This window comes from Hominimerdicola alba, assembly GCF_900112155.1.
GTDB classification, from domain to species: Bacteria; Bacillota; Clostridia; order Oscillospirales; family Ruminococcaceae; genus Hominimerdicola; species Hominimerdicola alba_D.
Map to the genome: position 1 here is coordinate 1 of NZ_FOKQ01000046.1, position 23,672 is coordinate 23,672.

At 45.8% G+C, this 23,672-nt stretch carries 21 protein-coding genes and 1 riboswitch; of the genes, 4 read left to right on the plus strand and 17 right to left on the minus strand.

The features are described 5' to 3' along the window. Positions 1–146: 146 nt before the first annotated feature. The 5 genes from BM265_RS16800 to add form a co-directional block, all read right to left on the minus strand. Complete coding sequence (locus BM265_RS16800; protein ID WP_074963137.1) at positions 147–821, minus strand: metallophosphoesterase; 675 nt, start codon at positions 819–821, stop codon at positions 147–149. A 60-nt stretch (positions 822–881) separates the two neighbouring features. After that, a complete protein-coding gene (locus tag BM265_RS16805) occupies positions 882–2,351 on the minus strand; it encodes a DUF1846 domain-containing protein (protein WP_074963138.1) in 1,470 nt (489 codons plus the stop codon). A 247-nt stretch (positions 2,352–2,598) separates the two neighbouring features. Beyond that, positions 2,599–3,543 (minus strand): ABC transporter permease, encoded by a 945-nt coding sequence (locus BM265_RS16810; protein ID WP_074963139.1) that lies wholly within the window; start codon positions 3,541–3,543, stop codon positions 2,599–2,601. Continuing rightward, positions 3,543–4,865 carry an ATP-binding cassette domain-containing protein gene (locus BM265_RS16815; RefSeq protein ID WP_074963140.1) on the minus strand — a complete coding sequence of 441 codons (1,323 nt, stop codon included), beginning with the start codon at positions 4,863–4,865 and terminating at the stop codon, positions 3,543–3,545. The genes BM265_RS16810 and BM265_RS16815 overlap by 1 nt, the downstream gene beginning before the upstream one ends. After that, on the minus strand, positions 4,862–5,872 hold the full coding sequence (add, locus tag BM265_RS16820) for an adenosine deaminase (protein ID WP_074963141.1): 1,011 nt from the start codon (positions 5,870–5,872) through the stop codon (positions 4,862–4,864). The genes BM265_RS16815 and add overlap by 4 nt, the downstream gene beginning before the upstream one ends. Before the next feature lie 175 nt (positions 5,873–6,047). Between add and BM265_RS16825 the strand changes: the two genes are divergently transcribed. Then, entirely contained in the window at positions 6,048–6,590 is a 543-nt protein-coding gene (locus BM265_RS16825) for an alpha/beta hydrolase (RefSeq protein ID WP_074963142.1), read from the plus strand. A 2-nt stretch (positions 6,591–6,592) separates the two neighbouring features. On the opposite strand, the gene aepY is transcribed toward BM265_RS16825, so the two are convergent. The 10 genes from aepY to BM265_RS20240 form a co-directional block, all read right to left on the minus strand. Continuing rightward, a complete protein-coding gene (aepY, locus tag BM265_RS16830; RefSeq protein WP_074963143.1) occupies positions 6,593–7,714 on the minus strand; it encodes a phosphonopyruvate decarboxylase in 1,122 nt (373 codons plus the stop codon). After that, positions 7,704–9,743, minus strand: coding sequence for a phosphoenolpyruvate mutase (gene aepX / locus BM265_RS16835; protein ID WP_074963144.1), 2,040 nt, complete (start codon positions 9,741–9,743; stop codon positions 7,704–7,706). The genes aepY and aepX overlap by 11 nt, the downstream gene beginning before the upstream one ends. An 18-nt stretch (positions 9,744–9,761) precedes the next feature. Beyond that, entirely contained in the window at positions 9,762–10,628 is an 867-nt protein-coding gene (gene amrS / locus BM265_RS16840; RefSeq protein ID WP_074963145.1) for an AmmeMemoRadiSam system radical SAM enzyme, read from the minus strand. Beyond that, on the minus strand, positions 10,625–11,938 hold the full coding sequence (gene amrA / locus BM265_RS16845) for an AmmeMemoRadiSam system protein A (protein ID WP_074963146.1): 1,314 nt from the start codon (positions 11,936–11,938) through the stop codon (positions 10,625–10,627). The genes amrS and amrA overlap by 4 nt, the downstream gene beginning before the upstream one ends. A 23-nt stretch (positions 11,939–11,961) precedes the next feature. Then, positions 11,962–12,156: a hypothetical protein gene (locus tag BM265_RS16850; protein ID WP_074963147.1), complete on the minus strand. Its 195-nt coding sequence runs from the start codon at positions 12,154–12,156 to the stop codon at positions 11,962–11,964. 560 nt (positions 12,157–12,716) lie between these two features. Continuing rightward, entirely contained in the window at positions 12,717–13,841 is a 1,125-nt protein-coding gene (locus tag BM265_RS16855; protein WP_074963148.1) for a cation diffusion facilitator family transporter, read from the minus strand. Between the two features lie 24 nt (positions 13,842–13,865). Further along, positions 13,866–14,015, minus strand: a complete 150-nt coding sequence (locus BM265_RS20235; protein WP_170844264.1) for a hypothetical protein — start codon at positions 14,013–14,015, stop codon at positions 13,866–13,868. A 29-nt stretch (positions 14,016–14,044) separates the two neighbouring features. Then, positions 14,045–15,136 carry a radical SAM/SPASM domain-containing protein gene (locus BM265_RS16860; protein WP_074963149.1) on the minus strand — a complete coding sequence of 364 codons (1,092 nt, stop codon included), beginning with the start codon at positions 15,134–15,136 and terminating at the stop codon, positions 14,045–14,047. A 29-nt stretch (positions 15,137–15,165) separates the two neighbouring features. Next, the gene (locus tag BM265_RS16865) at positions 15,166–15,606 is read right to left on the minus strand and encodes a MarR family winged helix-turn-helix transcriptional regulator (protein ID WP_074963150.1); all 441 of its coding nucleotides are present in this window, start codon (positions 15,604–15,606) and stop codon (positions 15,166–15,168) included. Positions 15,607–15,767: 161 nt separating this feature from the next. Continuing rightward, on the minus strand, positions 15,768–15,923 hold the full coding sequence (locus BM265_RS20240) for a hypothetical protein (RefSeq protein WP_177219622.1): 156 nt from the start codon (positions 15,921–15,923) through the stop codon (positions 15,768–15,770). Positions 15,924–16,160: 237 nt separating this feature from the next. Continuing rightward, positions 16,161–16,236: riboswitch (Fluoride riboswitch) on the plus strand. A gap of 41 nt (positions 16,237–16,277) precedes the next feature. On the opposite strand from BM265_RS20240, the gene BM265_RS16870 reads away from it, so the two are divergent. The 3 genes from BM265_RS16870 to BM265_RS16875 all read left to right on the plus strand — a co-directional run bounded on the left by BM265_RS16870 (position 16,278) and on the right by BM265_RS16875 (position 19,921). Beyond that, positions 16,278–17,483 (plus strand): cation:proton antiporter, encoded by a 1,206-nt coding sequence (locus tag BM265_RS16870; protein WP_074963151.1) that lies wholly within the window; start codon positions 16,278–16,280, stop codon positions 17,481–17,483. Beyond that, complete coding sequence (locus BM265_RS20245; RefSeq protein WP_177219623.1) at positions 17,480–17,623, plus strand: hypothetical protein; 144 nt, start codon at positions 17,480–17,482, stop codon at positions 17,621–17,623. The genes BM265_RS16870 and BM265_RS20245 overlap by 4 nt, the downstream gene beginning before the upstream one ends. Positions 17,624–17,839: 216 nt before the next feature. Beyond that, entirely contained in the window at positions 17,840–19,921 is a 2,082-nt protein-coding gene (locus BM265_RS16875) for an elongation factor G (protein WP_074831159.1), read from the plus strand. A 798-nt stretch (positions 19,922–20,719) separates the two neighbouring features. Here the strand turns inward: BM265_RS16875 and BM265_RS16880 are convergent. Continuing rightward, entirely contained in the window at positions 20,720–21,598 is an 879-nt protein-coding gene (locus BM265_RS16880) for a hypothetical protein (RefSeq protein ID WP_074963152.1), read from the minus strand. A 419-nt stretch (positions 21,599–22,017) separates the two neighbouring features. After that, positions 22,018–23,064 carry a Fic family protein gene (locus tag BM265_RS16885; protein WP_074963153.1) on the minus strand — a complete coding sequence of 349 codons (1,047 nt, stop codon included), beginning with the start codon at positions 23,062–23,064 and terminating at the stop codon, positions 22,018–22,020. Positions 23,065–23,672 lie beyond the last annotated feature (608 nt).

The following is a 23,672-nucleotide window of genomic DNA, read 5'->3' on the forward strand; positions in this document are numbered from 1 at the left end:
TGCGCTCTTTCGCTCTTTCGTGCTCTCTCGTTGACAGCTTAATTATTATAGCACCATTTTTCGCGTTTGTCAACACTTTTCGATGTAAAACGATTCTGCAACTTCTGCCAATATTATATGCATTTTGACAATTAGAAAATCTGAACTCATTTTCCCAGCCTGATCATCTCATCATATAGTATATACATCTTGTCATCAAAGTTTCTGTTTATATGCCAATGCCCTGCAAACCACTTCTTAAATTCCAGTTTTCTATACAGCCATTCAAAATACCCAGTCAATTCGGCATCATGTACATCTGTATTCTTCCCTATCCGATATATCATCGAATCGGGTATCGTATGTGTCAGCACATAATCCACCTTGTATCCGACCTTTTCCAGATTCTCCCCTGCTTCCTTGTATTCCTCATTAGATGGCAGTTCACGCGCCCACCAGCTTCTTCCCTCTTTGCGCATAAATTTATCTATGGAATACGCACCTCCAAAAGTAAAGTACCTCTCCCCTTCTATATCGAATATTTGCCCCCGCATCAGATGATATATATTCTCAGCAACCTTGTGTGCCTTGCCACCGCAGTATTCCACCACAGGATAAGTCTCCAGCACATCAAAATTCTCATGATTTCCGTCCACAAACAGTATCGTAAACTCCTCTTTCGCCAGCTGTTTCAGATAATACTGATGTTTCCCGCCGATGCGTCCCACAAAGCCAAAATCCCCGCACACTATCACAGTGTCACCTTTTCCGACTCCGTTTTCAGCAAATCGTCTTACAGTGTCATTATATTCACCGTGAGTATCTCCCGTGATAAAGATCATCTGTACTCCCCCTTTATATAGTATAAAAGAGGACTGCTTTCCACAGTCCTCTCAAAACATTTAGCTGAATTTAGGTTCGCAGGTGAGATTGATACCAAGGCGCTTGAATATCCTTTCGTCTACTGCGCTGAGTATTACCGTAGAATGTACCTCACAGCCGCGGAGCTTTTCAAGCTGATCCATAGCACGCTTAGCATTCTCATCTGTAGCAGCACAGATAGACAGCGCTATCAGTGTCTCATCTGTATGTATCCTTGGGTTGTTGTTGCCGAGATGATTTGTCTTCAGATTCTGTATCGGCTCAATTACATGGGGCGACATCAGCAGAGTATCATCATCTATATTGCCGAAATGCTTCAGAGCGTTGAGTATCAGCGCTGAGCAGGCACCCAGCAGATTTGAAGTCTTACCCGTGATGATAGTACCGTCGGGAAGCTCCATAGCCGCCGCAGGAGAACCTGTCTCCTCTTCTTTTTTCAGCGCAGCAGCCACTACCTTTCTGTCGGCAGTGCTTACCTTCGCCTGATTCATCAGCATTTCCAGCTTGTAAGTATCTTCTTCGGAACAAGTACCCTTCTTTCTGTCGCAAAGGGCAACATAGTAACGGCGGATTATCTCCTGCTTTGCAGCCTCGCGAACTGCCTCATCATCAACGATGCAGTTGCCCGCCATATTTACGCCCATGTCAGTAGGCGACTTGTAGGGCGAAGTACCAAGGATATTCTCGAACATCGCATTCAGTACGGGGAATATCTCCACATCACGGTTGTAGTTGACTGTGGTTTCTCCGTATGCTTCAAGATGGAACGGGTCTATCATATTAACGTCATTCAGGTCAGAGGTAGCAGCCTCGTAAGCCAGATTTACAGGGTGTTTAAGGGGTATGTTCCATATCGGGAAAGTCTCGAACTTAGCATAGCCAGCATTTACACCCCTCTTGTGCTCGTGGTAAAGCTGAGAAAGACAAGTAGCCATCTTTCCGCTTCCGGGACCTGGCGCCGTTATAACAACCAGCTTGCGTGTTGTCTCGATATAATCGTTCTTGCCGTAACCCTCATCGCTCATTATAAGCTGAAGATTAGCAGGATAACCTTCGATAGCATAGTGATGATAAACCTTTACGCCCAGAGCCTCCAGTCTCTTCTGAAAAGCCACTGCTGAACGCTGACCGTCATATCTGGTCAGAACTACCGAGCTTACATAAAGCCCTATCTTGGTGAACACATTGTAAAGACGTATAACATCAACATCATAAGTGATGCCCAGATCGCCTCTTATCTTGTTCTTCTCGATGTCGTTGGCATTGATGACAATAACTATCTCAGCCTCGTCCTTCAGCTGTAAAAGCATCTGCAGCTTACTGTCGGGCTTAAAGCCGGGGAGAACTCTCGAAGCGTGGAAATCATCGTAAAGCTTTCCGCCGAATTCCAGATACAGCTTACTTCCGAAATCCGCTATTCTCTCACGGATACGCTCGGACTGCATCTTCAGGTATTTGTCATTATCGAATCCTATCTTATTACTGCTCATAAAAACAACCCTTTTCCTTATCCAGCCGTGACTGCCCTGTGCAGCCGCTCAGCTGTAAGATTTTAACTAACCTTGATTTTCATACTTTTTAATTATACCACGCAAAACCCATATTGTCAATAAAGAATCACACTAAAAATCAGACCTTCCGACCATCGGTCATGCGCTATATAGCCATTTTCATATATCCACAACCCACTCATATGAAAACACGGAGAACGCAGCTACGTCCTCCGTGTTATATTTGCTATCTTCTGTCAAGGTCGATGAATTCAAGGGATATTATGGAAAGCAGTGCGAATAGCACTATAAATATACCCAGATTTCTCCAGCATTTCAAAACATTTGCCAGACTGGATTCATACTTCTTCTCCTGATTGTTGCTTCCGCATTTCAGCATAAGCTCATCCTTGCGGTTTGAAGCTGTAATGTAGTCCAGCATCTCATCAACAGGCTTCTCGCCCTCCACTTCAAGACTTCTCATCTTGCTCATGGAAGTCCAGAGCGATGTCATGGGCAGGTCATTGTAATGTCCCTGGGCACAAAGGGAGGTAAGCCCCCATTTCGATACCGTAAAATAGGACATCTTGTAAGCCTTACCCGTCAGCGAGAAAAATCCCCCCGAGAATATCAGCTGGAATATCAGCAGAAACGGCACGAATGTCATGGCAGTGGTGGTGTTCTTAACCACCGATGATATGAAAAGCGATATCATATCAGCCGCATATGTAATTAGGAACATGGTCACAAACAGGTCGAATCCCGCCTCAAATACCAGACCGTTCTCAGGCATGCGCACCTTTGCAACTATCATTACAAATATCGTGATAAGCGCCTGACTTCCGCATAAAAATGCCTGGTAGATCATATGAGCGAATACGTAAGCCGTCATGTGCAGTCCCGAGCGGTGCTCACGCTTTATGATGGCTCTTTCACGGCATATCACCTGTATCGAATTGAAAAATCCATTCCATATACATATGCAGGAAAATGCAAAAGCTCCCCTCAGCGTGCCCTCCATAGAAACATTCATCTTCTTGCCCACAACGAAAGATACCAGCCCCGATATGACTGCCGCCATGGGCATTACTTTCCAATCATTTCGGAATATGAACATACGGAACAGCTTGCCGAGGTACACAAAAGTCTGCCTTATCCTGCCCGTGTGTCTTACACCTACAGCAATCTCCATCAAAGCTCACCTCCTGCCACAGCAGCCGCGTACTTTCTTACAAATTGGTCTGCCTTGCCCTCGCCGCCCTCTTCACGGCGGTTGACAGACATCAGTATCTCTTCCATCGACTTCTTTCCGAAAAATCCGTAGGACTTTTCAGCCGCACCGTAGTATGCAAGTCTGCCTGTACGGTTTGCGTCCTTCGCAACGACTATAACATCGTCAAATAGGTCAGCCACACGGTCGGGAGTATGTGTTATTACTATTACGATCTTTCCGCTGTCCGCAATAGCACGAAGCTTCTCGAAAAGTGCCCTGGCCATTACTCCGTCAAGTCCCGAATCGGGCTCGTCCAGAATAAAAAGCGTCGGGTCTGAGATATACTCGATGGCAATAGAAAGTCTTTTCCGCTGACCGCCAGAAAGCTTGTCCACAAGACTGCTCTTAACAGGTGTAAGCCCGAAAGTATCCAGCACACTGTTTATCCTTTCACGTCTTACATCCCCTTTCATTTCCGAAGGAAGTCTCAGGGAAGCCGCATCGGAGAGCGTTCTGTATACCGTATCACTTCCGCGTACAAGGTCTTGCTGAGGCACGAATCCGATATCGTACTTCATGCTTTTGTAATCCTTGTATACATTGCTGCCCGCCAGCGTTATTACAGCCTTAGCCTTTTCATAGCCCGTCACGGCATTGAGAAAAGTAGTCTTTCCCGAGCCCGAGCCGCCAAGCAGAAGAACCATGTGTCCTTTAGGTATGCTAAGATGTATATCTCTGAGCAGCACCTTTCGCTGAAGAAAATTCATCGCAGTTCTTTTGGTGATATTTATCGAAAGTCCCTCGCCAAGGGATTCAGCTTCAAGTCCGCTGACCTCGGGTGCGGCATCTTCATCGTCAAAGGGATAGCCATCGGCTGTATGAAAGCCTTTTCCCATACCCCAGAGCAGTGCGCAAAGGCACCTGAGTATCAGCCATGGTATTACCCAGAGCCTGTTTCGCCCGAAAGCATCTGCAAGCCCGAAATAAACGCGTGTGCTGTATATCACGCAGGGAATCATCAGAAGTATCAGCAAAAACAGTGATATCATACTTTGCAGGCTGTTAGGCTTGTAAAGATAAGCAGTCGTTATCATCACCACGATGCCGAGACTTATGAGCATCAGCGAGCGGCCTTCCTGTTCTCTGCCTGCGCATTTGCCCATTCGGTCATGCCTGAGGAACGGTATGAACGCCATCCAGGGACGTCTGCCGCATTTTTTGAATATCCCGTATGCACCGATCATTTCGATAACTTCGGATATCACCAGTACGACAATTATGCTGTTTTTATACTCCATCATTTTTCATTCACCCCCGGGGCGATCTGTTCTTTTAGCCACTTCTTCACATCATCGTCAGCAAAAGCCGCATCTGCTGAATTTAACAGAACTTGGCGCTGCTGCTCCGCAGTAAGGCCGAAACGGCTCTCCATATATCTGAACTCCTCTGCGATATCGGTACTCTCAATGGCGGGATCATCGGTATTTATCGTAACTTTTATCCCACAAGCCAGATAATCCATAAAGGGATAATCTTTCATATCTTCGACTGCTCGGGTTAGCCTGTTGCTGTTAGGGCACATTTCAAGCGGTATGCCCCGTTTTGCGATAAGGGATACCAACTCGGGGTCTTCCTTTATCCTTACGCCGTGACCTATACGAGAAGCCCCGAATTCCAGCGCTTTTCTGACGCTTTCCGCGCCATCGGCTTCTCCTGCATGAATGGTAAATGGCACTCCGCTTTTGCGTATCTTTGCAAAAAGCTCCGCAAAATTCTCCGTGGGGAAAAGACCCTCCGCACCTGCAAGATCAAGAGCATTAACGCCTTTGCCCAGATATTCTTCCGCAAGTTCAGCAGTTTCAAGGTTTTTTTCTTCGATGCCCTCTCCGCGCATACAGCAGAGTATAAGCCCTGTTTTTATCGTGCTCCGTGAAAGTCCTCTGATGACAGCATCAACAGCGTTGCGCTGAGTAAGACCTTTTTCACAATGCAGCTGTGGCGCGAACCTTATCTCGGCATAGATAACACCCTGTTCACGCATTTTTTCTGCCACCAGATATGCACACTCATTCAGCGCTTCGGTTGTCTGCAAAAGCTTCAGAGGAAGTTCAAAACAATCAAGGAACTCATTGAGATCTTTGCAGTCATCCCCTACCGAAAGAAGCTTTTCAAGGGCTTCACCGTCAGCAGGCAAAGCTATCCCCTGCATATCCGCGAGACGTTTTGCAATATCTGAAGTTACAGCACCGTCAAGATGAAGATGCAGGTCTATATATTTATCCGGAAATATCCTGTCAGTTCTTTCCATATTAAATGACTCCCTTTCATTGGTTAAAACAAATGTCATTTTTTATATTGTACTACCATTTTTGAGCTTTGTCAACTCAGTTTTTGCTCATTGTCACCAAATACAATGATTGACTTGCTGCTCTGCTTGTGATATAATCAATATAGAAGCATAACACAGAAAGGAGATAACTAATATGAAACTATGTGTACTATTCCCCGGCATAGGCTACCACTGCGAAAAGCCCCTGCTCTACTACTCGGCAAAACTGGCAAAAAGCAAGGGCTATGATGTGATATCACTGAAATTTTCAGGGTTCGATAACTCTGCTAAGGGTAATGAAGAAAAAATGTCCCGTGCAGCAGGGCACGCTCTTGCCCTCGCAGCGGAACAGCTTTCCGATATTGATTTTTCCAAGTATGAAAAAGTGGTATTCATCGGCAAAAGCATAGGCACTGTCGCCTGCCTATCTTACCGCGAAAAAGCTGGCGTTAATGCCTCCTGCATACTTCTGACTCCCCTTGAAGCCACATTTGAAAGTCTTTCTCACCGCTGTACCGCATTTCACGGCACCGCCGACCAGTGGGCTGACACCGAAGCTATCCGCAAGCTTTGCCGAAAGCATCTTGTCCCCCTGAATGAGTACGATGGAGCTAACCATTCTCTTGAAACGGGAGATACCTTCACCGATATCCGAACTGTGCTTGATGTGACCGAAAAGATAGATGCCCTGCTTTGAAATCATTCCTTGGCAAGATGCTCCATGAAATGCTCCTTGTTTTCAAGGGCTGTTGTAGTGGGTCTGCCTAGGTCTGCACGTGCCCCCAGTGCGCATTTCACCTCGATGAATGTGAGTCCGCTCCCATCACGCGCGGCGGTAAGGGCTTCGTCCAGCGAATCAAAATTATCCGCCGAAAATACCCTGCTGTAACCGCAGGCACGAGCTATTCCTGTTATATCTGTCTGCCCCGCAGCTGTCGGCAATCCGCCTACGGTTTCGTGGGCAGAATTATTTATCACAATATGCACCAAATTCTCGGGCTTTATGGAACCTATTACCACAAGGCTTCCCATGTGCATCAGCATTGCGCCGTCGCCGTCTATGCACCATACTTTCCTGTCCTTTTTATTGAGGGCTATTCCCAGTGCAATAGATGAGCTGTGACCCATTGAACCTACAGTAAGGAAATCTCTGCCGTGGTGCTGACCGTTCTGCTCTCTTATCTCGAAGAGTTCGCGGCTGGCTTTTCCCGTTGTGGAAACAACAGGGTCATCAGCAGTAAAGGAAACTATATGCCTGATTACTTCCTCTCGGAACATAACATAGCTGTTTTTATAGGACATTTTCTTTTCATAGGTGAGTGCTCCCTTGCGTATCACAAAGGCAGCCTGTCTGCCATCGGCAAAGGCTTTTTCAAACTCCGTAAGTGCAGTACGGACTTCATCTTCGGTGGTATCCCGGCTTATGACGAAGCTTTCTATCTCCATATCTTCCAGCAGTTTCAGCGTGACTTCCCCCTGATAGATATGCTGGGGTTCATCGTGAACTCCCGGTTCTCCGCGCCAGCCTATTATGAAAAGCATTGGTATGGCATATACCTTTCTGTTCAGCAGGCTTGCAGCAGGGTTGATAATGTTGCCCTCACCCGAATTCTGCATATACACCACAGGTACTCTGCCTGTTGCGAGATGGTAACCTGCCGCTACTGCTGAGCAGTTGCCCTCGTTTGCAGCGATGATATGATGGGCGGGATCGGTGCCGTATCTGTCCATCAGCAGGTCGCAGAGGGGTCTGAGAAGACTATCCGGAACGCCTGTGTAAAAATCTGCGCCTATTATATCTGTAAATATTTTAACGTCCATAGTTATCTCCCTTTATATCGTCGGGTATAAGCCTGATTATCTCCTTGAATGGCATACAGATATCATTGCATTCCTGTGCACGGTGGTTCCTGAGTATCATTTCCGCCGCGTTTTTCATTGCGGGGAAACTGCTTCGTGTCAGCTGATTTGCGTATATGACTATGTTCACGCCCCGCGCTTTGAACTCTTCCTCGGTGACGGAATCAAAAGCCGTAGGCACAACAACTATAGGTGTATCAGCATCCTTCGCCCTGAATCTTTCCACAAACTCAAAGACTTCCGAGGGGTCTTTCTTTCGACTGTGTATCATTATGGCATCAGCACCTGCTTCGGTATAGGCAAAAGCCCTCTCAAGAGCGTCCTCGATGCCTTTTTCAAGTATAAGACTTTCTATGCGGGCGCATATCATGAAATCAGCTGTATTCTGTGCACGCTTGCCCGCGCTTATCTTCCCGCAGAAATCCTTGACATCAGCCTGAGTCTGTACAACTTCGTTGCCGAAGAGACTGTTCTTTTTAAGACCTGTCTTATCCTCGATGACCACCATTGATACGCCCATACGCTCCAGTGTGCGGACGGTATACACAAAGTGTTCTGTAAGCCCCCCTGTGTCACCGTCGAATATTATGGGCTTGGTAGTTACTTCCATTATCTCATCGACCGTCTTGTAACGGCTGGTCATATCCACAAGCTCGATATCGGGCTTGCCCCTTGCGGTAGAATCGCAGAGAGAACTTATCCACATGGCATCGAACTGTCTTGCACCGCCGTTTTCGCAGACCACTGTCTTTTCGGCTATGAGCCCTGTTAGTCCGCTGTGAGCCTCTATTGCGGTCACAAGACCTTTGATGGATAACATCTTTTTCAGACGGCTTCGCCTTATGCTTGGGGTGGAAAGTTCTGCGAGAGAACGGCGCTCAAGCTCTATATATTTTTCATCATAGGCGTATGGGTACTCCACCAGTCTGCCGCCGTATTCTTCCAGCAGAACAAGAGTTTCCTCGCGGACTGTACGCTGTACGCCCTTTCGCCAGTCGTCGCCGTGAACGACTATATCGGGGCGCAGACGCATGATATTCTCCCTGTATGAAAGATCCCGCTGACCTACCACGCGAAACACTCCGCTGATATTCTCAAACATAGTCCTGCGCTCTTCATAGGGCAGTAGGGGAAAACGCTTATAGCCCGCAACAGCTTCATCCGAAAGCACACCTATGGTCAGCCTGCCCAGATTTGAAGCTTTTTTAATTATGGCAATATGACCGCTGTGGATAACATCTGTAGAAAAGCACATATAGACACTTCTACACTTTATGCTATCCAATTTTCGGGATACTTCTTCAAGATCTTCGGCATTGTCTATCTCACTGCAAAGAAGGTCGCCCACATCAAGGGGACATATATCACATTTATCGGAGACTTCGTTCAGAGCATTTTCGGCGTAGCACTTGCGCTTTTCATCAACACCGCTTTCGCAGTAGGCTATGATATTATCAAGCCATGTGCGGAAGTCTTTCTTCGTCAGCTTATAGAGTGGCTGTGCAGCGGCGGCATTATCGAAAAACTTAATGCCGACCTTGCTTATCTTTCCATCTTCGATGACTGCTTTGAAGTCCTTTTCAGGCAGAGGTGCAGAACGTGACACCGTCATGCAGCTGCCCTCATGGGAGATGACTTCATCGAGAACAAGGCTGTCAAAGACCAGGTCGCCGTGCATGAGTATAATATCGTCATCGAGAAGATCACGGGCAAGGTAGATAGACCATATATAATTAGTGGTGTCATAGTCGCGGTTTTCTGCAAAGGTGATGTCAATGGACATATCCAGAGTGCGAACGTAATCTACAAGCACCTCGCTGAGGTAACCTGTGGTTATCACCACTTTTTTCAGACCTGCGGCTTGGGCAAGTTTCAGCTGTCGGCTTAGGATAGTTTCCTCCGAGGATATCTCCGTCATGCATTTGGGGTGTTGGTCGGTGAGGTCGCCCATTCGTGAACCTCTGCCCGAATCAAGTATAAGTAGTGTCATTTTATTATCTCCGTAAAGTCAGCAGTTTCCTGTATATACGTAGTCCAGATATTCGCGGGCGATATCCGCAAGGCGGTATACTCGTCGAACATCGGTGGCCGGGCGGTCATTCATGTTGAATCGTGGGAAGAATCGGGATATGTGCAGCGGGATATTTCTGCCAATGGTGTTGCCCTCATTATCGGTAAGTGTGCTTATCCATCCAGCAGTTTCGCGCATTTCTTCCTCAGTATCGTTAAGGTCTGTTACGGCGAGGAATGTCAGTTCTACGTGGCAGTTTTTTACGGCTTCGGCTATGAAATTTTTAACCATTTCCATATCTCCGCCAAGGATATCTCTGTAAGTTTTCTCATTAAAAGATTTGAGATCGATGTTCATACCATCGATATAGGGAATAAGTTCTTTCAGCACAGAGAGTTCAGCCATGCCGTTGGTGACCATGACGTTTTTCATGCTTTTCCGGTGGACAAGCCTTGCGGTATCGCGGACAAATTCCCAGCCTATGAGGGGTTCGTTATAGGTAAAAGCGACACCTATATTGCCGTCTTTTTTATAGTATTCTGCAGTGCGGGCGAGGTCTTCGGGGGTGATCTTTTCAGCGCTTTCGCTGAGAGTGAGGGCTTCCTTTGACCATGAGATAGAATCGTTCTGGCAGAAAGGGCACCGCATATCACAGCCAAAACTTCCCACGGAAAGTATCATGGAACCTGGGAAAAATCGGTTCAGGGGTTTCTTCTCTATTGGGTCGATAGCGAGAGAGGTTATTCTGCCATAGTTGAGGGGCAGGACTTTTCCGTCCCTGCAAATTCTTCCGCCGCAGAATCCGCGTTGTCCTTCGGCGAGAGTACAATGTCTGAAACAGACTTCACATCTTGCAGTACTCATTTATGTCTTACCACTTCAAATTTAAATACCGTGAGTTCGTCTTCGTAGGTGATGCCGCCTTTCATCATGGCTATATCAAGCTGTTGTTCGACGGAGTCAATGCCCTCAAGATCCGGAAGCAGAAGTCCTCTTTTATAGCCGCTCTGAACTATCACTCCGTAGCGTTTTGGGTCGAGTTCATCCAGTGACTTGACCTGAATCGGTTCAGTAAGGACATCGACGTTTATTTCAAGAGAATCAAGTTCGGCGGTGGTTATGGGCGGAAATCTGGGGTCACGGGTGGAAGCGCTTATGGCATTGGAAATTATCTCTTCGGCGAGGGAATCTTCACATGGAGCGATAGTACCTATACAGCCCCTGAGGTCGCCTTTTTTATGTATCGAAACGAATGCGCCCGCACGGGTCGAAGTAAGTTTTTCGGAAAGTCCTGTGGGTGGCATGATGCGTTTTCTCTCTTTGATGTATGTTTCGATGGTCATTCTGGCGAGAGAAACAAACTCATCGCCGTTATTCTTTGGATAAAAACTGCACACTCCGTAACCAACTCCTGTAACGTCTTCATGTGAATAGACTTTTGATCTTACGCGGACACCGTCAAAAGCGCCTGACATCATGGTGAATGATCTGTGACCGCATTCGGCGGCACGTTCGCAGAGGTCTTCATCAAAATCTTTGAGTTCGCCCAAAGCGCCGCGGACACAGGTATCTATGAGTTTTTCGTCATAGATTGGACCTTCTTCGGCATAGCCGTAGGGACCATACTCCTGAAGTTTATGAGAGAGGTCTCCGCTGGCTATCCAGACTACTCTGCGGTTTGTGTTTTCCACAGCCTTTGCGATAATCTTTCCGAGTTCGTAATGTTTGGTAAGAGGAAGTCCCGAAAGACCGATGCGCACCAGTTTGAAAGCGGTGTATCTCTGCTCGGTGAAATAGAGTGGGACCATAGTACCGTGATCGAGGCGCGGGTCTTTTTCACCCATTGTTCCCGCAGGAAAATTCTTTTCCCTGGCGATACGTTCTATCTCTGCCACAAGTTCGGTATCGTAAGTCTCAGCAAAGCTGACTTCCGGGGCGCGGAAATCCACGAATGTGCCGAAAGCTTTTTCTCCGGGGGATATATGAAAATAGTCGCGGTACATGACCGCGTGGGGGCTTGAAATTATGATAGTTTCAGGTTTCAGGGCGGCTATTTCCTCAGCCGTCTGCAAATATGAATCGATGGTTTTCTGCACCTCACGCTCTCCGCCCCTGCCGACTGCGGGTACGATGAGTGGCGGATGAGGCACGATGAAAGCGGCTACTATCGGCATAAGCACCCTCCTTTGGTTTTGTCTTACTTTGCGAACTTATTGATATCCTCATCGGATATTTCCGCGCCCACATCCCAGCCCTGTTTATATGCTGTGATATCGGGTATCTTCACGCATCTGCCGTCATCCAGAACGAGTGTGACCATGGGTTCTTCGCCTTCTGCAAATCCCTCACAGCCGTTATCGGGTTCGATGAGGTCGGTTATTTTATGGAGCATTTAGTCTCTCTCCTTTACTTTGAAATTTAAGATCGTTCATATCTTCTACATTATCATAGCATAATTTGTTTTAAAAATCAAGGGTGATGGCGTGAGCGGAGATATTCCGGAAGTGAGTTAAAAATCTTGCTAAGCTAGTTGGGATAGTCGAATATTTGCTATTTGCGGTAGTTAGCGAGTTTTCGCCCCTCGTTCCTCGGGTCGAGAAATCGGATAACAGCGACTGTGTCGACTGTGGCTTCGCTGTCCGATTTCAGGCGCGGCAATATTTTTACGGACATAGTTTGAGCGTATGCATTGGTTTTGCATACGCTCGAATTTTTGTTATTGCCGGGCCTTTTTTTGACATAGCGGATAGTTCGCTGTTCTATTTACAGCACGGTTTCCACGTCGCTTTTGCGCCTTGACCGAAGGGCTCTGCCCTTCGAGCTTCCCGCAAGCTTTTCGCGAAAAACTTGAGCAAAAGCTCTATTCGCGGCATAGTTTGTTTTGGGTCGCAAGGTTGATGCCACGCAACGCTTGACCAAAAGCTCTCTTCCTTGGCAGTTTCCACAAGTTTATTATTCTTCCGAAAAATCCGTATCAAGCGCTATCTGGAGTTTATGGTCAGGGAAAGCTTCTTTCACATCTGCAATTATCTGCTTATAAACTTCCCTGCGGTCGGTGGCATCGAAACTTACCACCACATCAAAGCGGATAGTATTAGTCTCTTTAGTAAGGTAGAATCCGTGCATTTGCATTACGTGCTCGCGTGCAAAAACTATCTCGCGGACTTTCTCTTCCACTGCTTTTGCTTCTTCGTCCTTTGTATTAATAGAATACACACCAACTGCAGTAAGTACGACCCTATGAGCGGTATATACAGCAAGCTGTATCTCCCTGATAAGTCTGTCTATCCTATCGGCCGAGAAAGTGTCGGGAACTTCGATATGAATTGAACCATTCCAAGCATCGGGGCCGTAGTTATTCAGTACAAGGTCATAAGCACCCTGCACGCCTTCGATATCGGTGACGGTCTGTTTAATGCTTTTTGCCAGTTCGGGATCGCTGCGTTCGCCGAGAATCTGAGAAATGGTATCTTTCAGCATTTCAAATCCCGATTTGATGATGACAAGGGAAATGACCGCACCAAGCCAGGCTTCAAGAGAAAGACCTGTTGTCATGAAGATTATTGCAGCCACCAGAGTCGAAGCAGAGATAACTGAATCGAGAGTAGCATCTTCGCCCGAATTTACCAGTGAATCGGAGTTGACCTTTTCGCCCACGCTTTTTACATATCTACCGAGGACTATCTTCACGATGACCGCAACACCGACGATTATCAGGGATGCCACTGAATAATCGGGGGTGGCGGGTTTGATGATCTTCTTGACGGATTCCACAAATGATGTGATGCCTGCGTAGAGGACTATCACCGAGATCACCATAGCGCTGAGATATTCTATCCTGCCGTAGCCGAAGGGGTGTTTTTTATCGGGCTGACGTCCTGCAAGCTTAGTGCCGATAATGGTTATCAGCGAACTGCCTGCATCGGAGATATTGTTTACAGCATCGAGAACGATGGCGATCGAGTGGGTCAACACGCCTATCACTGCTTTGAAAGCGGCGAGGAAGACATTTGCGACTATTCCTGTGATGCTTGTACGGATTATTATCTTACTTCGGTTTTCTGTATCTTGCTGCATTATGCACACGACCTTTCCTAGGAGTTAACTCCTTTTATTTTTACACCAGAAATGCCACTTGGGTGCGGGGGGCATAGGTTCATGCCTGATAAGTGCTTTTATCACGCGGCGGTGAGTAAAACAGCAGCATCCGAGAGCTGCGAGAACAACTAACAGAATAACAATACCTTTCATGGTCATTTCCTCCTTATGATTTTAAAAGTTTAAGCGTTGATGAGCTGTTCTACCAACTCGCGTTTTTCGTAAAGGATACAGCCGCCCTCGTGATCTTCCAGCAGGTAGCCTTCGTCCCTGAGTTTCATGAAGAGCGGGGAGTTCATAGCTTCCCGCAGAGAAGAATCCCTGACGTTTATATCGGAATACGGTGAGAAGGGGCAGGGTTCAGCGCCGCCGTGGGAATTGATATGGAAGAATCCTCTGCCTGCGGCTACACAGCCGCCCGAGCTTTTTTCGTCACCGGGGAATGATATATATACCATCTCGGGGTGAGTTTCTCTTAGGCGCTTCATCTCAGCCTGCATGAATTCGCGCTCGGCATCACCGGGAGCGAGTTCCTTGCTTTCGGCAGTGACGGGAACGTATTCAACGAAGATGACTGCTTTACATCCGCGCTCCGAGAGACTGCCCAGAAATTCCTGCGAAGTCACTTCTTTATAATTCTTGGTGGTGACAGTCACGGAAGCACCGAAGACCAGTCCACGCTTTTTTATCTCGTCCATATTGGAAATGAGCTTATCGTAGATGCCTTTGCCGCGCCTTTCATCGGTACGCTGACGGTCGCCCTCGATGCTCATTATCGGGATAAGATTTCGGAAATTTGAGAAAAGTTCGAGATACCTTTCATCCAGGTAGGTGCCGTTGGTGAATATTGGGAACAGGATATTCTGCCTTTTGCCTGCGGCTTCGATAACTCCTCGCCTTAGCATGGGCTCGCCGCCAGCTAATAGAATAAAGCTGATACCCAGATCTTCGGCTTCATCAAAGACATTCTGCCATTCCTCATCAGAGAGCTGTTTTACTGGCTCTGAATCTACTGTGGCGTGATTACAGCGTGAGTAACATCCCGCGCAGTGTAGATTGCAGCTGCTGGTGATGCTGGCGATTATGAAAGGCGGGATATGCTCACCGTTATCCTCAGCTTTGCGGCGCTTTTTGGAAGCCGCACGGCTGGCTGCTGCAAATTTCAGCATGAAAGTGCTTTCCTTCGGGTTTTTGAGTGTGGCTTTTACCGCTTCGGTAACGATACGTTCTACGCCCGCGGTAAGATAATTCTGTAGATCAAATTCTTCGTGCATAGTAATCACCTCTTTGATGACGGTAACGTTCAACGGATTGTATTATTGAGGAGTTCGTATAACAGTTCACGCAGCTGAATGGCTTTTTCAGGTGAGAGATCAACGCATTTACCCACCTGTGACGGGATATCCTTTGCTTTAAACTGAAGTTCTCTGCCCTTATCGGTGAGAGTCACGATGAATGAGCGCTCATCCACAGGGCTTTGATGTTTTTCGATATAGCCCTGCTGACGGAGTTTTTTCAGCATCGGGGAAAGTGTGCCGCTGTCAAGCATAAGGCGGTTACATATCTCACCGATGGTAATGCCATCTTTTTCCCACATAACCAGGAAGAAGATATACTGGGTATATGTCAGCCCAAGTGGTTTAAGATATGGTGTATAAAGCGAGGTTATGACCCTTGAAGCGGCATATACTGGGAAACACAGCTGATTATCCAGCTTCATCATTTCGCGGTAATCGGTATCCATGATATCACTCCTCTCTGACTTTGTTTGTGTACAAATATATTTTATCACACATAACACATTTTGTCAAGAGGAAAATGAAAGTTCATAGAAAAATAATTTTTTAGTTATGAGTATTGGGAAAACTGGATCTGTTGGGATAGTCGGATATTTGCTGTTAGTCGTTAGTTTGCGAGATTTCGCCCCTTGTTCCTCGGGTCGAGAAATCGGATAACAGCGACTGTGTCGGCTGTGGCTTCGCTGTCCGATTTCGGGCGCGGCAATATCTCATGCGGATAGTTTGAGCGTGGAAGTTCGATTGTCCACGCTCGTTTTTTCATATTGCCGCGCCTATTTGGTCAGAAGTTTACTTTGCTCTTACTGCTTGCTCTGCATTTTGGTTTTGCGCCTTGATGCGAGGGCTCCCGCAAGCCTGCTAGCGCGAGGCTTGATCGCGCGCTTTGATTCGCGACATAGTTTGTTTGGTGCTCAAATTTGTTGCCGCGTTCGTTGTCTTCTTTGCCGCCGCGGCACTTGACAAAACTATCTCGATATGGTATATTTATTGTGTCAAAAAAATATTTTTCGGGAATGATGATCTCCCAAGGTTTTTACCTGAACCGCTTATTTCAAGCTGATGACGTCTGCCTTACGCAGATGCTGTCGGCTTTTTTATTTTGTTCGGAGGTGTTTTTATGCTTTTCTCTTTTGCGGTGATATTTCTTGTCGGGCTCGGAGCAGGAGCGCTTTTTCAGGCGATGAAGCTCCCACGGGTCATCGGTATGCTGGCGGCGGGAATAATTGTGAGTCCATTTGCTTTGGGTTTACTGGACGACAAAGTGATGTCGGTATCGGCTGAACTTCGCCAGACTGCTCTAATCATAATACTTATAAAAGCAGGTCTGGCGCTGGAGCTTTCAGATTTAAAGAAAGTCGGACGGGCGGCTGTGCTGATGAGTTTTCTGCCTGCTTGTTTTGAGATGGCGGGGTACATTGTATTTGCGCCGCTGTTATTGGGGACTTCGCGGATAGAATCAGCTTTGATGGGTGCTGTTCTGAGTGCGGTATCCCCTGCGGTGGTTGTACCGCGAATGGTGGCTCTGATCGAAAAAAAGCGTGGTACTGAAAAGGGAGTTCCTCAGATGATACTGGCGGGGGCTTCCTGTGATGATGTATTCGTGCTGGTTCTGTTTTCGACTTTTCTGACCATGGCGCAGGGTGGCAAAGCGGAGCTTTCGGGACTTATGAACATTCCTGTTTCCATAGTTCTCGGGCTGGTACTCGGCGGGATATCGGGGTATATTGTATTCGGGTTATTTGAGCTATCGTTCAGGCACGTGAAGAAGATTCGGAGCAGTGTGAAGCTGATAATAATGCTTTCGGCGGCATTTATGCTGATGACGTTGGAAAGTTCGGTGAAACCTTACGTGGCTGTTTCGGGACTTTTGGCGGTCATAGCGATGGCTTGCATTATCAAGAAAAAGAGCAAGGTTTCGGATGCTAAGAAACTTTCGGAGAAATTCGGAAAAGTCTGGATAGCTGCTGAGGTGATTTTGTTCGTGATGGTGGGGGCGGCTGTGGATATTCGTTACACCCTTTCGGCAGGCGCATCTGCGGCAGGAATGATATTTATTGCGCTTGTATTCCGCACGGTGGGAGTTTTGATCTGCACGCTTGGTACAAAGCTGAATTTCAAGGAACGGTTATTTTGTGTTATAGCTTATCTGCCTAAAGCTACGGTACAGGCGGCAATAGGTTCTGTGCCGTTGGCGGCGGGGCTTTCCTGTGGCAAGACCATTCTTTCGGTGGCAGTACTGGGAATAATCCTGACTGCGCCACTGGGTGCGATCGGTATTGATATGAGTTGCGAGAAACTCCTTTCGGACGACCGAAAATCTTGAAATATGTAAAACTGACTAAAAGGTCGGTGATGTTTGATACTTTCGGGGCGGTGTCAGGCATGAAAAATGCTTTGCCGACGGGCGCTGTCATAACCGATCGTACTTGCGATAATCTGTTTGAATGTGATGAAAATTCGTGAAATAAAGTCAAAAAGACACGTTTCTGACTCAAATGTAAAATATCTGTTTTAAATTTTGTTCATAATCACGAAAACTTTTTTCGATAATGCTATTGCTATTTTGACTAAAATAATATATAATTATGTTATGCGATTGAGGTTTTTGTGTATATTCACCATCACGAAAATTTCCGCTGAAAATATAAAGACGAAAGTCACAGATAGGAGCGAATCACATTGAAAAAGTTTGACAGTACCAAGATCAAGAATATTGCCGTTGCAGGTCACGCAGGGTCAGGAAAGACCTCACTGACAGAGGCTTTGTTATATAAGAGCGGAACAGTTGACAGACTTGGCAAAGTGCTTGAAGGCACAACGGTTTCGGACTACACTGCCGACGAGATAAAGAGAAAGTGTTCTGTATACACTTCCCTTTCCGTTATGGAAACAAGTGATCTGAAAGTTAACCTTCTGGATACTCCCGGTCTGTTCGATTATGAGAGCGGCATGGTCGAGGGCATATATGCCAGCGGCTGTGTGCTGATAACCGTTTCTGCGAAGTCGGGAGTTAAAGTCGGCACTCACAAGGCTTACGAGTGTGCAAAGAAATTCGGCAAGCCCACTATGTTCGTAGTAACCAAGATAGACGACGAAAATGCTAACTTCAACAACGTGCTGACACAGCTGAAGAGCGAATTCGGTCCTACGGTTTGCCCTGTTGTTGTACCTGTTATTGCTGACAGAAAGATAGTTTCATACATTAACCTCATTGAGATGAAGGCTTACAAATATGAAGACGGCAAGGCCGTTGAGACAGATATGCCTACTGCTGAGGTATCGGAGAAGATGGAATACCGTATCGACGGTCTGATCGAAGCTGTATCGGAAGCTGTGGCTGAGACTGATGAGGAACTGATGGATAAGTTCTTCTCGGGTGAATCTTTTACACAGAAGGAACTGATAGACGGTATACACAGAGGCATGAATGCTGGTGTCATCACTCCTGTTACCTGCGTATCTTCCACAGATCTTTCAGGCGTTGATATGCTGTTGAAGGAGATCGATCTGCTGCTGCCTCCTCCCTCTGAGAAGGATGCTATGGTTGGCGAGACTGCTAATGGCGACACCATCGAGGTCGAGTGCAAGGAGAGCGATCCACTGGCGGCATTTGTATTCAAAACTGTTGCCGATCCTTTCGTTGGCAAGATGTCATTCATCAAGGTATTTGCAGGCGTTCTGAAGCCTAATATGGAAGTAGTCAACGCAACTACGGGCAACACCGAGAAAGTCGGCAAGCTGATGACCCTTGTGGGCAAGAAGCAGATAGACATCACAGAAGCAGGCGCGGGCGACATTGTTGTTGCAAGCAAGATGAATGTCAACACAAACGACACCATCTGCGACAGCAGCAGAGTTGTTAAGTTTGAAGCGATAGAGTTCCCGAAGCCTTGCTACAAGATGGCTGTCAAGGCTAAGAAGCAGGGTGACGAAAGCAAGATATCCGCAGCTATCGCAAGACTTCTTGAAGAAGATCTTACCCTCAATTACGAGATGGATACTGCTACCAACGAGATGATACTCTCCACACTGGGCGGACTGCATCTGGATTCGGTACAGGGCAGACTGAAGAGCGATTTCGGTGTTGATATGGAAGTTGCGGCTCCCAGGATCAGCTACCGCGAGACTATCCGCAAGAAAGTCAAGGTACAGGGCAGACACAAGAAACAGTCCGGCGGTCACGGTCAGTACGGTGACGTTTGGATAGAGTTTGAGCCTTGTGTATCAGACGAACTGATATTCGAGGAGAAGGTATTCGGCGGTGCTGTGCCCAAGAACTTCTTCCCCGCAGTTGAAAAGGGCTTACAGGAGAGCGTCAAGAAGGGCGTTCTGGCAGGCTTCCCTGTTGTGGGATTGAAAGCTATACTGGTGGACGGTTCGTACCACCCCGTTGACTCTTCGGAAATGGCGTTCAAGATGGCAGCATCGATCGCGTACAAGGAAGGTCTGAGACAGGCTGAGCCTATACTGCTTGAACCAATAGGTGCGCTGAATGTTATCGTCCCCGATGACAATACAGGCGACATGATGGGCGAGCTTAACAAGCGCCGCGGCAGAGTTCTCGGCATGAACCCCACAGATAAGCACGGTCTTACCGAGATAGTTGCAGAAGTTCCCATGGCTGAGATGCAGGACTTCACACTGACCCTGAGACAGATGACCCAGGGCAGAGGTTCATTCACATTTGAGAAAGTGAGATACGAGCCCCTTCCTGCTAATCTGGTGGCTGATGTTATTGCTAAGAATGCTGTTAATGATTAATAGTTGATACCAAGAGCCGTAAGCACTGCTTGCGGCTCTTTTTATGGATATAAGTACAACTTTTGGGACAATAATGAGTTGGCTTATTGTAGGGGATGTGTTATAATCCCGGTGATAGGAGATGATATCTTATGGTAATAAGACCTCTTGAAATGGAAAAATACAATCGTACCGGCGGTAAGAGACCTGTTGTTATAAAGGAAGCTCCCGAAAAATTTAAGTAGATTGCCAGAAAAACAAACGAGGAATACAAAGAATTAGCGGGTGAAGAGTATTATATTATTGAGGAAGCGGACAGTAAGTGAGTATTACAAGAATAGGGCAGCATAAATTTTTTAACGCCCGACAAACATTCAAAAGAGTGGAGATGTGAAGCGTTCCCAGATGGGATACCTGGAGATAAGATCTGTTACATTGATTTTGACCCTTGTGATAACTGCAATAACGGTTTCGGTTTTGAACGGGTTGAGTTTGAGGAATATGATGGTTATAGTATGCCTAAAAAGCAAGGATTTTTAAGCGAAGAGGAAAAAGAAAAGGCATACAAAGCCCATGATGAACGAATGAAAAAGATACTTGATGGATCAGGAACCAATTAATACTAAAACCGCTCTCAGGTTAGGGCGGTCTTATCAATTATGACATTAAAACATAGAAGAGCCAAGAATATCAAAGGTTTTATTCATTAAATTACTAATTACTCTTACTCGACCGCAGTGGATTTCGTTTTCTACTCGCATCTTCCTAACTGCATGTTTGGGAATGTGGTTGATTTAGATTGTATTCGGATTTTGATATTTAGCCTAAATCAGCATCTGAGAACACAATATCAATCTGATAGCTGTCAAGAATAGCAGTAAGGTTATAAGACTTACAATTTGTATCATCCCCTTCAAACCAAACGTAAACATCAACTTCTAAGCCACTTGCAGTAACAGCGGGAAGGGTAACAGTCGCAGTATTTATTGACGTTGCATCAGTTGCAGTTCCAGTAGCAGTTGCTCGAACAGGAGTTACAGCTGAATGAGCCGTTCCGCCAACATTTTGGGTGACATTGTATCCTCCATCTGCACCATCACAAGGTGCAAAAATAGTTGTCTTAGTATCTCCACTAACCTTAATACCTACACGCATAGCCTTGTCAAGATCAGTACTGATATTTTCAGTGTCGTTATTAATCTTTGTGGCTTTTACTACTGCTTTGAGATTACCAGCAGTTACATTTAATGCAGTATTTCCTGATGTCTTAATATAGTACTTGTAGAGAATGTAATATCCTTCTCCATCATCATGTGTATTAGCATTACCGCCTACGCCATCACTATAATAAACTGTTCTGGCTGCATTAGTATCAGCTATAGCCGTTGTATCTGCTGCAGTGATTCCTGTTGCATCGGGCATAATATCAGAGTAATAAACACCTGTATCAAGTGCGACAGTATTAGTTGTATCACCAGTACCAGCACCACTCTCGTTGCTAGTTATTTTACAGTTTGTGTGCCACCAGTTAGTCAAATCTAATGTCAATGCAGGTCTAAGTGCAATAGCGGATGACTGTCCAGCTAATGCTTCTGCACTCCATGTACCATCAGATGCACCAGCCATCTCATTAATCAGTATACCTTTTTTAGCCTCTGCCTTGAGCTGCATACCTTTAACTTCAACACTTTTATTCATTGTAAACCATGCGTACATCCGCAATGCAAAACAGATGACAGAGCTTCTGAGCCCGTATTATCAATGGTTTCATAGGCTCAAAGTGCCATTTCCCAAAACTCGATTTTCATGGTTGACATAGTCTATTTTAATCGTTTTTGAGATCATTTCAGCAAAAAAGTTGACGTGATATAGTTTCCCGTATAAATTAAATATCAAAAGAATATAGAATCGGTTGATTTGATGTGCAAAAATATGAAACTCATAATTCGTTAGAAATCATCACATTAGCTATCCAATATATCGTACAGATATAACCTCGACAAATTATTATATTTGATTTTTGGCGTAATCTTTTTCGTATGGTAGTCGTCAACTGTTTCGTAAGGAGTTGGTCAACTGTTTTGCACACACGTTGTTTGAACATCTGTAATAGTATTTTATTTAACCCTATAATAGCATATACTCTTCCCCGCACCTTCACGTTTCAATTCACCGGAAGCTACCAGCTTGCGAAGCGCTCCTTCAATAGAGCTTACGCTCAAAGATGGACAAAACTCGCGAATATCCTGTTTCGTAAAACGTCCGATCTTATTTATCGTAGCAAGCCGTACCGTATCAAGTGCGGAGCGCTTTATTTCGACCAAAGAAAAACGGTCTTCAAAATCCTTATATGCAGCGAGGATAGTGCCGAGCAAATACTTAATAAACGAAAGCGGATCATCATCACCCTCATGCCAACCATGCTGCGAAGCATACAGCGCTTCATAGTACAGGTCTTTGTTTTTGGCTATTTTCGCTTCAAGCGATATATATTTTCCAACATAAAATCCACTTCTGTACAGAAGGAGTGTTGTGAGTAGTCTGCTCATACGTCCGTTTCCATCATTAAAGGGGTGTATGCAGAGAAAGTCATGTATAAAATATGGTATAGCTATAAGCGGTTCCAGCTCCATGTTTCCGATAACACGATTGTATTCTTCACATAGTCTGTCAAGTGCTTCGGGAGTTTCATACGGAGCAAGCGGGGTGAACAGTGTTTCTGTATGTCCGTCCGGATATGTCGCACTGATATAGTTCTGCACTGTTTTTGTTCTACCTGCTAATGGGTTATTCATATGGCTGTAAAGTATCTTATGAAGCTGGAGTATATAATTCTGAGTAATCGGTATCGTATCAAAGCTTTCATGTAGAATATTAAGCACATCCCTATACCCTGCAATCTCCTGTTCATCACGGGTTTTAGGCATTGTCTTTTCCTCGACAAGCTGCTTGATTCTCGCGTTGGTAGTAACAATACCCTCAATTGCATTTGAAGCCTCTGTACTATGCACCTTTGCGATCTCGACCAGCTTTTCCAGTTCTTCGGGACGCTGTTTCAGATACATTTCCTGCTTTCCGGCTTCTTTATATATTGCCGCAATAAGACTCAATAGTTCAGAATCCCATTTCTTCTCTCTGATCAAAGCATAATTAAAATCTCTCATGCTCTTATCCTCCTTTTCTTTACCTTAAATACTAACACATATTAAGGGAAAAGTCAAGTAACTAAGGGCAGTTTCCCTTATTATTTTATCACTTTCAAGGGAAAATATTTATCGTTAAGGGCAAGATTTTTCTTTTCAGCTGTACTGAGAAGGACGCAGACAGCATGACCCTTTTTGGTGTGTAGTTTGAGGGTGGGTATGGTTGACGGTTACAGCTTTCGCTACAGACTGACAGAACCACAAGCACAAGTCTTGTGGTTCTTTAAAATTTGTATTGCAAGTCCAGTATAGTGTAGTGAATAAGGGGGTGATGATATTTTATTCATAAAAAGTGGAAGTGAGCCTTGGGAATGTAAATTCCTTTGGCTCACTTTTTCATTTGATAGCAATAAGCTATTGATTGACCAAACTTGATAAGACTTTAGCAATTTTATAGCTACCACTATCAAAATCCATGATGCAATGCAGGTTAATCGAAATATCTCGTTTTCATCCATATTGGTTGAGAAACACTGTAAGCGTATAACCCTCCGCACCTACCCCACCGGAGTCTAATGAAGTATAATAAACTCCAAGGAACACCATGAAGTAAATTGGAAAATCCAAAT